A 13,122-nucleotide genomic window follows, 5' to 3' on the forward strand; every position below is an offset into this window, starting at 1 on the left:
CGCACGCGCGTGGAGGGCCCTCCCTCATCTCGCTAGGCGACTTCGCCGCGTCGCGGCGGGTCCGCGCCCGGGCGTGAGACCGTGACGGCTGCAGCCCGCGCGGCCCAGTCGAGGATCGACGCGAGCTGCGCCGAGTCCGCCGCGCGCAGCGCATCGCGCGCGGTGCCGTCTACCCACCCTGCGGAGATGAGGCCGTCGATCAGAGCGCCCATGAACGTGTCCCCCGCACCGACCGTGTCGACGACCGAGACGCGGCGCCCTGGCACCTCCAGCTCCCCGCAGTCGGCGACAGCGAACGCACCCTTCGCCCCCTCCGTCACGATGACGACGGCCGGCCCGGAAGCCTGCCAGGCGCGTGCAGCGTCGCGAGGGTCGAATCCGGGATAGAGCCAGTGCAGATCCTCGTCACTCGCCTTGACGACGTCCGCCTGGGCGACGAGGGACTCGACCCTCCGCCGGGTGTCGGCCCCATCCGACACGAGGGCGGGGCGGATGTTCGGGTCGTACGTGACGAGCGCTCCGGGTCGCCCCGCTTCCACGATGCGCAGGACCTCGTCCGCTCCCGGCTCGAGCAGGCCGGCGATCGAGCCGACGTGGATGACGTCCGCATCTTCGGTCGTCGCCCCGGAGAGCGACCAGGCGATGTCGAAGACGTACGTGGCCGCTCCCGTCCCATCGAGCTCGGCCGTCGCGGTCGCCGTCCGCGGGATCTCAGCGTGCGCGACATCGACGCCCGATTCGGCGAGCCAGTCGCGCAGCACCCCGCCGTGGCCATCCGCCCCGAGCGCCGTCAGGAGACGCGGCGAACGTCCGAGGCGCCCGAGCGTGATCGCCACATTGGCGGGACTGCCACCGGGGATCTCCTCGATGCGCCCGTCGGCGCGGCGCACGATGTCGATGAGCGCCTCGCCGACGACGAGGATCCGCCGCGCCGTCACGTGCGCCATCCGTCGACCGACGCCGGTTCGAGGAAGCGCAGCGCGCTGCCGCCGCCCGTGACGTGGTCGGCCAGCTCGGCGTTGAACGCGCTACCGGCGTCGCCCCCGAGGTGCGCGTCGAACGCCGCGCGATCGCGGTACACCTCGAAGACGAAGAAATGCTCGGGCGCCTCGGCCCTCCGGTACACGTCGAACACGACATTCCCGGACTCTGCGCGCACGACGCTCGCGTACGCGGTGATCAGCTGCGCGACATGATCCTCGGAGCCGGGTCGGGCGGTGAACTCGGCATGCAGGACGACCGGTTCGCTCATTCGGTGGCCGCTCCCGTCATGATCGCAACGGCGTCGGTCATGGAGTGCGACTGCGGCGTGATCGTCGCGGCCCGCTTGCCGAGACGCTGGATGTGGATGCGGTCGGCCACCTGGAAGACGTGCGGCATGTTGTGCGAGATGAGGATGACCGGCACGCCGTTGTCGCGCAGCCGCGTGATGAGCTCGAGCACCATATTCGACTCGCGGACCCCGAGCGCGGCCGTCGGCTCGTCCAGGATGACGACCTTCGAGCCGAAGGCCGCAGCGCGCGCGACAGCCACAGCCTGACGCTGGCCCCCGGACAGGTTCTCGACGGCGACGGTGACGTCCTGGAGCGTGGAGATGCCCAGGCGCTGCACTTCATCGCGGGCATCCTTGCGCATCCCCGCGGTGTCGAGCATGCGGAAGACCGAGCCCAGCACACCGGGCTTGCGCCGTTCGCGCCCCAGGAACAGGTTCGAAGCGACGTCCAGCGCGGGCGACACGGCGAGGTTCTGGTACACGGTTTCGATGCCCGCCGCGCGCGCGTCCTGCGGACGCTTGAAGTGCACGGGGGAGCCGTCGAGGAGGAGCTCGCCCTCGTCGGGGATGTAGGCGCCCGTGAGGCACTTGATGAGCGTGGACTTGCCGGCGCCGTTGTCGCCGATGACAGCGAGCACCTCGCCCGCGTGGAGCTGGAGGCTCACGCCGTCCAGGCCGACCACGCGGCCGAAGGTCTTCACGAGCCGGCGTGCTTCCAGCACCGGGGCGCGCCCCGAGGCCACGGCCGCCGCGGCGGCGCTCTCTGAAGGGATCACTTGCGCACCTTCCTGATCCACTGGTCGACGGAGACGGCGACGATGACGAGGATGCCGATCGCGAGCGTCTGGTAGAGCCCGTCCACACCGGCGAGGAAGAGGCCGTTGCGGAAGACGCCGACGATGATCGCGCCGAGCAGCGAGCCCCAGATGACGCCGCGCCCGCCGAACAGCGACGTGCCGCCGATCACGACCGCCGTGATGGAGTCGAGGTTGAGATCCGCGCCGGCGTTGGGGCTGGCAGCGCCGGACCGTCCGATCTGGATCCAGGCGGCGATCGCGAGCACGGCTCCCGCCGCGACGTAGACGCTCATCAGCACGCGGCTCGTGGAGATGCCCGCGAGGCGCGCGGCCTCGGCATCGTCGCCCACGGCGTAGACGTGACGCCCCCAGGCGGTTCGGCCGAGGATGAACGCGACGCCCGCGTACAGCGCGAGCATGATGATCGCCCCGACGGTCAGCCGGACGTCTCCGACCGGAATGGCCGTGGCAGTCCAGGTCATGAGGTCGGGCATGTCGGTGCGCCTCACGGTCTGCCCGCCGCTGTACAGCAGGCTCAGCGCGAGGAACGCGTTGAACGTCCCGAGCGTGGCGATGAACGGCGGCAGCTTCAGCCGCGTCACGAGCAGTCCGTTGATCGCACCGGCAGCGAGAGCCACGACGAGGCCCACGACGAGCGCGAGAGGCGCCGGAAGCCCCGCGTCGGCGGCGGTCTGCGCGGCGACCATGGACGCGAGGATCATCGCCGCGCCGACCGAGAGGTCGATGCCGGCGGTGAGGATGATCAGCGTCTGCGCGACGGCGACGGTGCCGACGACCGAGACCTGGTCGAGCACGAGGGACAGGTTCGCGGGAGCGAAGAATCGCGGGTTGATGCTGCCGAAGACGATGACCGCGAGGACGAGCACCACCGCGGGGCTGATCACAGGGTACCGGTGCAGCAGGCCGCGAAGGCGGTCGACGGGCGTCCGACGATCGAGGAACTCGGCTGCGAGGTCGAGGGCGCTGGTCGGCGGTGAGATGTTCTGAGTCACGGGATCTCCAGGGATAGGGATGGCGTGGACGAGGAGCGGGGGCGGGGAGGACGCGCCGCCCCGCCACCTCCGCCTATTCGGCGCCCCAGCAGAGGTCCGCACCCTCGGCGGTGTCGATCGAGTCGACGCCGTCCACGGGCGTGTCGGTCACGAGCGCGACGCCCGTGTTGTAGAAGTCCAGGCCCTCGCTGACCTCGGGGGTCTCGCCCGTCTCTGCGAGCTGCGCGATCGCCTCGACGCCGAGCTCCGCCATCTTGACGGGGTACTGCTGGCTCGTGGCGTCGATGATGCCGTCCGCGACCTGGCCGACGCCGGCGCATCCGCCGTCCACCGAGACGATGATGACGTCCTCGGGGCTCTTGCCCGCTGCCTCGAGCGCCTGATATGCGCCGTAGGCCGCGGGCTCGTTGATCGTGTAGACGACGTTGATGTCGGGGTTCTTCGCGAGGAGGTTTTCCATCGCCGCGCGTCCGCCGTCCTCGGCGCCCTGCGACGCCTCGTTGCCGACGATCGTGTATGAGCCGCCCGAGTACTCGCCGCTCGCGGCCTCGTCGCCGTTGACGGCCGGATCGCCGAGATCGACGCCGAGCCCATCGAGGAAGCCCTGGTCGCGGCTGTAGTCCACCGTGACGACCTTGTCGTCGAAGAGGTCGATCATGCCGATCACGGCGTCCTCCCCGCCGAGCGCGCCGGCCGTCCACTGGCCGATCAGCTGTCCCGCGAGGAAGTTGTCCGTGGCGAAGGTGATGTCGACCGCGTCGGCCGGCTCGGGCACGGTGTCGAGGGCGATGACGTAGAGCCCGGCGTCGCGCGCCTTCTGGATCGCGTCGAGGACGGAGGGACCGTTCGGGGTGATGAGGATGCCCTGGTCGCCCTTCGAGATCGCGGCCTCGATGGCCTGGATCTGGGTGTCCTCGTCGCCGTCCTCCTTGCCGGCGGCGACCGTGAGGCTCACGCCGTGTTCTTCTGCCGCAGCGCGGGCGCCCTCCTCCATCGCGATGAAGAACGGGTTCGAGTTCGTCTTCACGATGAGCGAGACGCCGATCGCGTCTGGGTCGCCACTCGACGCGGAACCGGCACAGCCGGAGAGCGCGAGCGCGGCGGTTGCCGCGAGGCCGACCGCCATGAGGGAGCGGGACCGGATGCTGTGCTTCGTCATTGAGTCCTCCAGGTGATGACAACGATGTCAGTGACGTTTGTATCTGAGAGCTCGGATAGAGTCAAGGGGACAAACCGTCGCCGAGATGAGAATGTGACATCGATGTCAGATCTGGCAGAAGACCACGCCCGCAGACCCCGGGCGACCATGAAGCACGTGGCGGCGCTCGCGGGTGTCGGGATCAAGACCGTCTCGCGCGTGGTCAACGGCGAGCCGAACGTCGCTGCGGCGACGGCGGCGAAGGTCTGGGACGCGGTGCGCACGCTGGACTACCACGTGGACCTCCAGGCCGGCAGCCTGCGCAGAGCCGACGGACGCACGCGGACGATCGGGCTCCTGGTCGGAAGCGTCGACAACCCGTTCGCGGGCGCCGTGCACCGCGCGGTCGAGGACGCGGCCTCTCCCCGCGGCGTGGCCGTGCTCGCCGCGAGCATGGACGACGACCCGCACCGCGAGGACCTTGCGGTGCGGACCTTCCTGCAGCGCCGAGTGGACGGGCTCATCCTCACGACGGCCCAGGCGCGCCCCGCCTACCTCGAGACGCTCCGCGCGCGGGGCATCCCGTCTGTGTTCGTCGACCGCGACCCGCTCGCCGAGGTCGACCAGGTCGCGAGCGACAACCGTGACGGGGCAGCCGCAGCCACGGCCCACCTGATCCGGCACGGGCACCGCCGCATCGCCCTTCTCGCCGATCGGCTTGACATCGAGACCGCACGGATGCGCCAAGCGGGATTCTTCGACGCGCTCGGGGCGGCGGGCATCCCGACCGCACTCGCTCCGACCGTCACCGAGCTGCACACCCCTGAGCAGGCGCGCGCGGCGCTCGCCGAGCTCCTCGCGCTCGAGACGCCGCCCACCGCCGTGTTCAGCAGCCAGAACCTCGTCACCGTCGGCGCACTCCACGCCCTGCGCGAGGCTGGTCTCCAGCATCAGGTCGCGCTCGTCGGGTTCGATGACCTGCCCCTCGCGGACCTTCTCGATCCGGGCATCACCGTCGCAGCGCAGGACCCGCAGGAGATCGGTCGCCGCGCTGTCGAGCTGCTCTTCGCGCGGCTCGAAGGCGAGGACGCCTCCGCCCGCCGGATCGTCGTGCAGACGAGCCTCATCCCACGCGGGAGTGGCGAGATCGCCGCTCCCGCGTGAGCGGGGTGCCCCGGGGACGAGCCCCGGGACACCCCGACTCACCCCGCGACGCCGACGCGGACTGCACCGCCGTCGACGACGCCGACCGAGTTCTCGAGCTCGACGCGGTACTCGTGCGCGCCCGGCGAGGCGCCGCTGACCAGGAACTCGACGACGCGATCGCTCGCGACGGCGCGGTGGACGCGGCCGATGACGCGTCCGTCCTCGAGCAGCCGGACGACCGTCGTGGGCTGCCCCTTGCCGACCTTCACCTTGATCGAGAAGTCGCCATCGGCATCCGGTCCACGCCTCGGGCCGGTTAGGGCGCTCACCTCGGCGGCCGGGGGCGTCGCGGTCGCGTCGTCCGCGCCGGCCTCCTTCCACATCGCCCCGTGCATCGGCGTGATCGTGAGGGACTCGACCGTCGCGCCGTCTCCCTCAGCCCAGAGCGCGATGCGGTCTGCGCCCTCGTTCGGGAACACCTGGTCGGTGATCGAGATCTCGCCGTCGGCCGTGAGGACCTCGACGCTCGCGCGGTCGACGTAGGCCGTGATCGCGACGCGGCCGTCTTCCAGCGCGACGGGGGCGTCGTCGAGCGACGGGAACGCGGGGTGGAACGCCACGTCGCCCGAGTCGCGCCGGTCGATGAAGAGCCGCCCGTCCGCGTAGCCGATCCGAGTCGCGCTCTCGTCGTCTCCGAGAACGCTGAGTCCGACGGCGTCGGCACCGCCGGGTGCGAGCACGGCGTCGATCCTCAGCACGTCGCCCTCGACGGGGAGCGTCGCCGCGCCATCGGCGATCGGCCCGACCGGTTCGCTCCACGCGCGGTCCGACTGCTCGAGCTGCGCGAACTCGGGTACGACGTGCTGGACGAGACGCGGCCCCTCGGGAGTGGACGCGAGCTCGACCTCGCGAGGCAGCGCCATAGCGCTGCGCCATGAGCCGGTCGGGATGTCGTTCGCGTAGTCCCAGTTGTTCATCCACCCCAGGAGCACGCGCCGCCCGTCCGGCGCGCCGTTGAACGACACGGTCGCGTACGCGTCACGCCCCCAGTCGAGCCAGTCGAAGGACTCGATGCGGGGGGCAGCCGCCTCCGGTCCGAACATGATCTGGTCGACGAGGATGTGCCCCCAGCCGAACCGGTTGTTGTCGACGATGCGGATGGTCGCCTCGCGCCCGAGGTACTCCTCGACGTCCCAGCTCACCCAGTCGAGGGTCTCGCTGTTCGCTCCGGTCGCGGTCCGCACCACCTCGCCATCGACGACGAGACTCACGCTTGTCTCCTCGGAGCGCGGCTGCGCGGGCTCCGCACCCAGCACGAGGTGATCGACCGTGAGGTGGCCCCACCCGCCTGTCGCGTCGTCATGCACCTGGAAGCGCGCTTCGCGCCCGGCGAACTCCGACACATCCCAGGACTGCCAGTTGAGCTGGCCGGCCTCCGGGCCGGTCGCGGTGCGAACGACCTGCCCGTCCACGATCAGGCGCACCTCGAGGGTCCCGTTCGCACGCTTGCCACCGCCGATGAGGAACGACAGGTGGTCCTCGCCGGGCTCGATCGCGAAGGCGGGCGAGGTGAGGTCGCCGAGGTTCTCGTCGCCCTTCGGCCCACCCTCCCACGTGTTCAGACGCTTGGCTCCCAGATAGTAGTCCCCACCTGTGGTCGACGGGTTGCGCGACGGATCCGTCGCGAAGTCGCCCGTGAGCTCCCATCCGGCGTCGGCGAGGTCCGTGCCGTCGGGCAGCTCGAAGCCATCGAAGAGAAGGCGACCCTCGGGCGGCTCGTTGCCGAGCTGGGTGCCGTCCACACGCGGATGGCGCCCGCCTCCCACGAGGAGGTTGACGTGCGACTCCGACACCGTGAACGGCGGCGACTCCATCGAGCCGACCGGCCCGTCGCCGCCGACGAAGCCGTTGACGAGACCACTGCCGACGAAGCCGGTCACGGGGTTCTGGCCGTCCAGCGTGCCGGGCGCGGGAGCCGCGCCCCACGGACCGGTGCCCCCTTGCTCGTTCATGACCGTCCAGCCGTCGTAGCCGCCGCCGTCGAAGCCCGCGAACAGCTCCCCTTGCGGCAGAGCATCGCCCGCGACGGTGCTCTCGGAGGTGAAGGTCGTGCCATCGAACTCGCCGACGAAATACTGGCCACCCGACCCGCCGGCTGGTGCACCCGGGTTGAGGTTCACGACGAGAACCCACTTGGTGTTCGCGGGGTCGCCGTCGACCGGAAGCGGGAAGAGGTCAGGGCACTCCCAGATGCCGCCGACCGCGTTCGCCGGGCCGAAGTCGCTGAGATGCGTCCACGTGCGGAGGTCCTCGCTGCGATACAGCACGACCTTGTGATCGAGCGCCTCCACGGCGACCATCACCCAGTACGACTCACCCGATTCGGGATCGGTGTACGGGATGACCTTCGGGTCGCGGAAGTTCTGCGAGCCGCGGTCGAGCACGGGATTCCCCTCGTACTTCGTCCACGTCCGGCCGTGGTCGAGGCTGTACGCGAGCGACTGCGCTTGGATGCCGGGATGGGTCGGGTGCTGCGAGGTGTACGCGCTCGTGTAGATCGCCACGAGCGGAGGGTTCTCGTTCGTCCCGAAGCCGCTCGTATTCGCCTCGTCGTAGACCACGGAGCCCGAGAAGATCTGCTCGATCTCGGTGCCGCTCTCGCCGAACCCGCGGGGGATCGCGAGCGGCTGCTCCTCCCAGTGCACGAGATCCGTGCTCGTCGCGTGCCCCCAGCTCATGTTGCCCCAGCGCGTGCCATGAGGGTTGTGCTGGAAGAACAGGTGCCACGTGCCGTTCTCGAAGACGAGTCCGTTCGGGTCGTTCATCCAGTTGCGCTCGGGCGTGAAGTGGAGGTACGGCCGGTGCTGCTCGGTCTCGGGCGGTGGTGGCTCGTCCGCGCCCCATGCGGGCGATGCCGCGAGGGAGCATCCGAGAGCAGTGGCGGCCGCGATCGCGGCCAAGCGCAGGAGTCGTCTCTTCGTCATGGGATGGTGTTCGCCCTTCGTCGCGCGGGGGTTGACATCGTTGTCAACGCCTGGAGCGAGACGCTACGCATTGTCCGGCGGACATTGCAAGCGAGCGAACTCAGCCCGACGACACCACGGCCTCCGAGAACCGCCAGAGCTCGCTGGCCCGCTCACGGTCGTATGACTCCTCGGAGGATCGCGCGACGCGGCCGCCGACGACGTAGGCGCCGGTCTGGGCGTCCGCCGCATCGCACACGAGCCGGGCGAGGTGACGCGCCGCGGACGCCGGCGTGCGCACGCCGGGGACGAGCGCGGCGATCGCGGGGGCGAGCAGGCGGTACGCACCGCGCACGAGCACCGGGTAGTCCCGTGCGAGACCCGTCGCCGGCATGAGCCCCGGATCGAAGGCGCGGACGCGCAGCCGGGGCTCGCGCCGGGCGAGCTCGTACGCGAAGTAGAGGTTGGCGAGCTTCGAGGTGGCATATCGCACGCGCCCCGCCCTGGGCGAGGGGTCCTGCTCGCGCGGATCCGCGAGGAGGGCCGGCGGGCGCCACCGCGGCCCGGGGAACCCGAAAGCGCCCTGCGGCCCGGCGTGCGTTCCGCTGCTGACGATCGTGACCGTGCCGCCGTCGCGAACGCTCTCGAGCAGCCGCGTCACGAGTGCGAAGTGGCCGAGATGGTTCGTCGCGAACGTGAGCTCGTGGCCCTCCGCCGAACGGCGGACGCCGTCGACGACCTGAACGGCGGCATTGCACACGATGCCCGAGAGCCCGTCCTCCACCACCTCCCTCACGCGCTCGACCGCCGAGGCGATCGAGCCGAGCGAGGCGAGATCCAGCTCGAGCGGGACGACCCGGGCAAACGGAGGGCAGCGGCGTGCGTCCCGCCCGGCAGCGATCACCGACTCACCGCGCGAGGAGAGCTCTCTCGTCAGCTCCCGCCCGAGCCCCGTGAACCCGCCGGTCACGAGGATCCGCCCGGTCACGCCGCCACCTCGACGGCCTCGACGCGGTCCTGCGCCGCCACCTCGCGCCATCCGAGCCTCCGGTGCAGACGCCGGAGCGGCCCCGGCGCCCACCAGTTGAGGTCGCCCGCGAGCTGCATGAATGCGGGAAGGAGAACTCCTCGGATGACCGTGGCATCGACGAGCACCGCAAGGGCCATCCCGATTCCGAGCTGCTGGAGGAAGGTCACCTGACTCGTCGCGTAGACGAGGAACGAGACGGCGAGCGTGAGCGCCGCGGCTCCGATGAGCGGGGCGGAGCGGCCGATCCCTCGGACGACGGAGCCGCGGACGTCGCCGGTGCGGTCGTAGTCCTCCTTGATGCGCGCGAGCAGGAACACCTCGTAGTCCATCGAGAGCCCGTACGCGATGCAGAACATCAGCAGCGGGATGCTCGGCTCGATGACCCCCGTCGGCGTGAAGCCGAGCAGGGGCGCGAGCCCGCCCTCCTGGAATCCCCACACGAGCGCCCCGAACATCACCGACAGCGACAGGAGGTTCAGCACGGAGGCCTTGAGCGGCGCGATCACGCTCCCGGTCATGAGGAACAGCAGGACGAACGTCACGGCGAGGATGAGCGAGAGGACGAGCGGCAGGCGCTCCATGACGGTCGCGCGGTAGTCGGCGAGCTCGGCGGGATACCCGCCGACCCGCGCATCGAGTCCGGGGTCGAGCCCGCGGATCTCCTCGACGAGCCCGACCGGATCGGCCGCGAGGCGCTCCGACGTCGGCAGCACGGCGAGGTACGCCGCATCGCCGGAGCGGAAGCGATCATCCGGAGCCTCCGCGGCGACGGCGCCGCGGATGAAGACGCCGGCCGAGGAGTCGACCCTCTCCACCCCTTCGACGAGCGATGCCTCCGCCGCGAAGCGGGCGACCTCCGCGTCCGAGATGTCGCCGGCGACGACCTGGATCGCATCGGCGTCCTCCGCCGTGTAGTCGCTCCGGACGGTGTCGTACATGTCGCGCACGGGCTGACCGGCGGGGAGCACGCGGTCGTCCGGGGCGCCGAACTGCGCCGCGGCCGACGGAGCGCCCAGCGCGAGCAGCACCGCGAGCCCGACGGCGCCGAAGGCGACGGGCCGCCGCATGACCCGCGATGCGAGCCGCGCCCAGCCGCTCGCGTCGCCATCCGGCTGCCTCTGCCTCTGCCCCTCCCCTCTCGGGAGCGCGCGCGTGCCGAGGAGGCGCAGGACCGCGGGCAGGAAGACGGTCGAGCCGATGATCGCCGTGAGCACGACCGCGATCCCGGCGTACGCGAACGAGGAGAGGAACGGCAGCGGGAAGACGAACAGGACCGCGAGGGACGCCGCGACGGTGGCGCCGCTGAACAGGATGGTCCGGCCGGCGGTGCGCACGGCGTCGGCCGTCGCCTGCTGGGCGTCGGAGCCGCGGCGGAGCTCCTCACGGAAGCGATAGGTCATGAACAGGCCGTAGTCAACGCCGAGCCCGATGCCCATGACGAGCGCGATGTTCGACGCGAAGGTCGAGATCTCGGCGAAGCCGCTGACGAGTCGGAGGATGGCGAGCGTGCCGGCGACCGAGTACAGGCCGACGGCGAGCGTCGCGAGCGCCGTCCGGAAGCGCCGGTAGATGACCCACAGCAGACCCAGCACGAGCGGCAGGATGATCGCCTCGGCGCGGAGGAAGTCCGCCCTCGCCTGCTCGGCGACCGCGCGGAACACCTCGTCGCTTCCTCCGAGCGTGACGTGGATCGACGGGTCGTCGATGCGCTCGTCGATCGCCTCGGCGAGCGCCGGCAGCAGCTCGGCGCGCACGAGATCGGCATCGCCCGGCGCCCAGGCGAGAGCGAGCGCCGATGATCCATCGTCCGCCGCGAGGGTCTCGGCCGCCCCCGGCGTCCAGTACGACCAGGCGTCCCCGATCCCGGGGAAGTCCGCGAGCAGTGCCGTGAGGTCGCGCCCTGCCTCGGCGACGTCGGGGTCGTCGACCCCGGCATCCGCCTCGACGAGGACGGCGATGTTGGCCGCACCGGTCTCGAACTCGCTCGCCAGCTCGGCGCGCACCTGCATGGACTCCGATCCCGGCGCCTCGTAGCGGCTCAGCGACAGCGCCTCGAACGCGGCCGCGCCGAGCGCGAGGTACACCGCGAAGATCACGGCGGTGACGAGCATCACGACCCGGGGACGGGTCGAGACAGCGCGGATGATCATGGGCGCCTCCCATAGAATGCGAGCAGTCAGTCGTATTTGTAACGCGAGCAAATACTCGCATTAGTGAGCGGGGAGGTCAAGCGATGCCGGACGACACCGGTCCGCGACGACGTCAGGCGCGCGGTCGAGCGCGGATGGAGCAGATCCTGCAGGCCGCAGCCGCGGTGTTCGGCGAGGTCGGCTATGAAGCGGCGACGACGAATGCCATCGCGGCGCGCGCGGGCATCTCCCCGGGCTCGCTGTACCAGTTCTTCGCGAACAAGGACGAGGTCGGCCGAGCACTCGCGGAGACCTACGCCGAGCGACTCGCCACGCTCGATGTGCTCGCCGGATTCCGTGCGGACAGCCTCGACGGAGCGCTGCGCGACGCGCTGGATCGCATCACGGCGTTCAACATCGACCATCCGGGGTTCAAGGCGCTCTTCGCGCGCACCGACATGCCCGCGTCCATGCGCGAGGCGGTCGCTCCCGCGCACGCCGCGATCGAGGAGCGGATCCGGGGAGCGGTCGCGGCCGTGCTGCCGCACGCCGACCAGGGCCGTGTGCACACGACCGCGACCGTGATCCTCAGCATGGTGAAGGGCCTTCTGCCCGTGATCGTCGCCGAGGCCGACGACGACCGCCGCCGGGCACTCGCCGACGAGCTGCACCGCGGCGTCCTGGCCTACCTCACGGCCGTGCGCCGCGAGGTCGATCAGGACTGACGCCGCACCCGTGCGTCGAGGCCGAAGGATCCTGCCACGAGCCTGTCGCCCATCCGATCAGGGAGGGCGCTGAGCATCGGCAGCACCCGAGCGCCGCGGCCCGCGAAGTAGACGGTTCGCGGCCGTCGCGCCGTGATGGCGCGAACGAGCACCGCCGCGACCGAGTCCGGGTCGGCGAGAGACTGCTTCTCGGTCGCCCGCTCGACGGCCGCGCACTGCTCCCGATACGCGTCCCTGACCGAGCTCGGCACCTCGCCCTGCACCGCGCGAGCCGACTCCGCCGCGGCGGCGAACACGCCGGTCTCGGCGGCCGTCGGCTCGACGATGACGACGTCGCATCCCCACGGCGCGAGCTCGACACGGAGCGCGGCCGAGAGCGCTTCGAGCGCGGCCTTGCTCGCCGAGATCGCACCCAGATGCGGAACCGCACGACGTGCCGTCGGCGCGCTCACATTCACGACGCGCGCGCCGTCGCGCCGGATGAGCTCGCCGAAGGCGCGGATGACCGAGGCCGGGCCGAGGACGTTCACCCGGAACTGCCGCTCGAGCTCCGCGGGCGGGACCTGCTCGAGCGGCCCCTGCACGATGATCCCGGCATTGTTGACGACAGCGGCCAGGCGATCGCCGCCGAGCCGGCGCTCGACCTCACGCGCGGCCGTGGCCACGGAGGCGTCGTCGGCCACATCGACATGGACGGACTCGACCCCGTCGAGACCGTCGAACACGGCGGCCGTCGCGCGATCGCGCACGCCCGCGAACACCCTCAGGCCGGTGCCGGACAGACGAGCGACGGTCGCCCGGCCGATCCCTCCGTTCGCGCCGGTGAGGAACACTGCTTCTCGGCTCATCCGAGTCATCCCTTCCACATGTACTTACGGACAGGTCTACTTATACATGTCCGCGGTGGC

11 protein-coding genes are annotated in these 13,122 nt (G+C 70.9%); 2 read left to right on the forward strand and 9 right to left on the reverse strand.

Translation table 11 applies throughout. The annotated features are described in order from the left end of the window. Nucleotides 1–32 precede the first annotated feature (32 nt). The 5 genes from GC092_RS15290 to GC092_RS15310 form a co-directional block, all read right to left on the reverse strand. Nucleotides 33–938, reverse strand: a complete 906-nt coding sequence (locus GC092_RS15290) for a carbohydrate kinase family protein (protein ID WP_324013076.1) — start codon at nt 936–938, stop codon at nt 33–35. Next, nucleotides 935–1,252, reverse strand: a complete 318-nt coding sequence (locus GC092_RS15295; protein WP_324013078.1) for a putative quinol monooxygenase — start codon at nt 1,250–1,252, stop codon at nt 935–937. Before GC092_RS15295 ends, GC092_RS15290 begins: the two co-directional genes overlap by 4 nt. Then, complete coding sequence (locus GC092_RS15300; protein ID WP_324014932.1) at nt 1,249–2,046, reverse strand: ATP-binding cassette domain-containing protein; 798 nt, start codon at nt 2,044–2,046, stop codon at nt 1,249–1,251. The genes GC092_RS15295 and GC092_RS15300 overlap by 4 nt, the downstream gene beginning before the upstream one ends. After that, complete coding sequence (locus GC092_RS15305) at nt 2,046–3,083, reverse strand: ABC transporter permease (protein WP_324013080.1); 1,038 nt, start codon at nt 3,081–3,083, stop codon at nt 2,046–2,048. The genes GC092_RS15300 and GC092_RS15305 overlap by 1 nt, the downstream gene beginning before the upstream one ends. A 73-nt stretch (nt 3,084–3,156) precedes the next feature. Then, nucleotides 3,157–4,242 carry a substrate-binding domain-containing protein gene (locus GC092_RS15310; RefSeq protein WP_324013082.1) on the reverse strand — a complete coding sequence of 362 codons (1,086 nt, stop codon included), beginning with the start codon at nt 4,240–4,242 and terminating at the stop codon, nt 3,157–3,159. 102 nt (nt 4,243–4,344) lie between these two features. Here GC092_RS15310 and GC092_RS15315 point away from each other — a divergent pair, with 102 nt between their 5' ends. Then, a complete protein-coding gene (locus tag GC092_RS15315) occupies nt 4,345–5,385 on the forward strand; it encodes a LacI family DNA-binding transcriptional regulator (RefSeq protein WP_324013085.1) in 1,041 nt (346 codons plus the stop codon). A 38-nt stretch (nt 5,386–5,423) separates the two neighbouring features. On the opposite strand, the gene GC092_RS15320 is transcribed toward GC092_RS15315, so the two are convergent. From GC092_RS15320 to GC092_RS15330, 3 genes are all read right to left on the reverse strand, one after another. After that, nucleotides 5,424–8,351, reverse strand: a complete 2,928-nt coding sequence (locus GC092_RS15320) for a glycoside hydrolase family 32 protein (protein WP_324013086.1) — start codon at nt 8,349–8,351, stop codon at nt 5,424–5,426. A gap of 100 nt (nt 8,352–8,451) precedes the next feature. Beyond that, nucleotides 8,452–9,318, reverse strand: coding sequence for an SDR family NAD(P)-dependent oxidoreductase (locus GC092_RS15325; protein WP_324013087.1), 867 nt, complete (start codon nt 9,316–9,318; stop codon nt 8,452–8,454). Then, nucleotides 9,315–11,510: an MMPL family transporter gene (locus GC092_RS15330; protein ID WP_324013088.1), complete on the reverse strand. Its 2,196-nt coding sequence runs from the start codon at nt 11,508–11,510 to the stop codon at nt 9,315–9,317. Before GC092_RS15330 ends, GC092_RS15325 begins: the two co-directional genes overlap by 4 nt. An 83-nt stretch (nt 11,511–11,593) precedes the next feature. On the opposite strand from GC092_RS15330, the gene GC092_RS15335 reads away from it, so the two are divergent. Then, nucleotides 11,594–12,214, forward strand: coding sequence for a TetR/AcrR family transcriptional regulator (locus GC092_RS15335; protein WP_324013089.1), 621 nt, complete (start codon nt 11,594–11,596; stop codon nt 12,212–12,214). On the opposite strand, the gene GC092_RS15340 is transcribed toward GC092_RS15335, so the two are convergent. Continuing rightward, a complete protein-coding gene (locus tag GC092_RS15340; protein WP_324013091.1) occupies nt 12,205–13,062 on the reverse strand; it encodes an SDR family NAD(P)-dependent oxidoreductase in 858 nt (285 codons plus the stop codon). The two genes, GC092_RS15335 and GC092_RS15340, sit on opposite strands and share 10 nt — an antisense overlap. Between the last annotated feature and the right edge of the window lie 60 nt (nt 13,063–13,122).

Source organism: Microbacterium sp. JZ37, from assembly GCF_035188445.1.
GTDB lineage: Bacteria > Actinomycetota > Actinomycetes > Actinomycetales > Microbacteriaceae > Microbacterium > Microbacterium barkeri.

Bases quoted from the DNA above. Each gene is read 5' to 3' on its own strand.
- GC092_RS15320 (WP_324013086.1), bottom strand. From the start codon at position 8,351: ATGACGAAGAGACGACTCCTGCGCTTGGCCGCGATCGCGGCCGCCACT.
- GC092_RS15310 (WP_324013082.1), bottom strand. From the start codon at position 4,242: ATGACGAAGCACAGCATCCGGTCCCGCTCCCTCATGGCGGTCGGCCTC.
- GC092_RS15295 (WP_324013078.1), bottom strand. From the start codon at position 1,252: ATGAGCGAACCGGTCGTCCTGCATGCCGAGTTCACCGCCCGACCCGGC.
- GC092_RS15340 (WP_324013091.1), bottom strand. From the start codon at position 13,062: ATGAGCCGAGAAGCAGTGTTCCTCACCGGCGCGAACGGAGGGATCGGC.
- GC092_RS15315 (WP_324013085.1), top strand. From the start codon at position 4,345: ATGTCAGATCTGGCAGAAGACCACGCCCGCAGACCCCGGGCGACCATG.
- GC092_RS15335 (WP_324013089.1), top strand. From the start codon at position 11,594: ATGCCGGACGACACCGGTCCGCGACGACGTCAGGCGCGCGGTCGAGCG.
- GC092_RS15330 (WP_324013088.1), bottom strand. From the start codon at position 11,510: ATGATCATCCGCGCTGTCTCGACCCGTCCCCGGGTCGTGATGCTCGTC.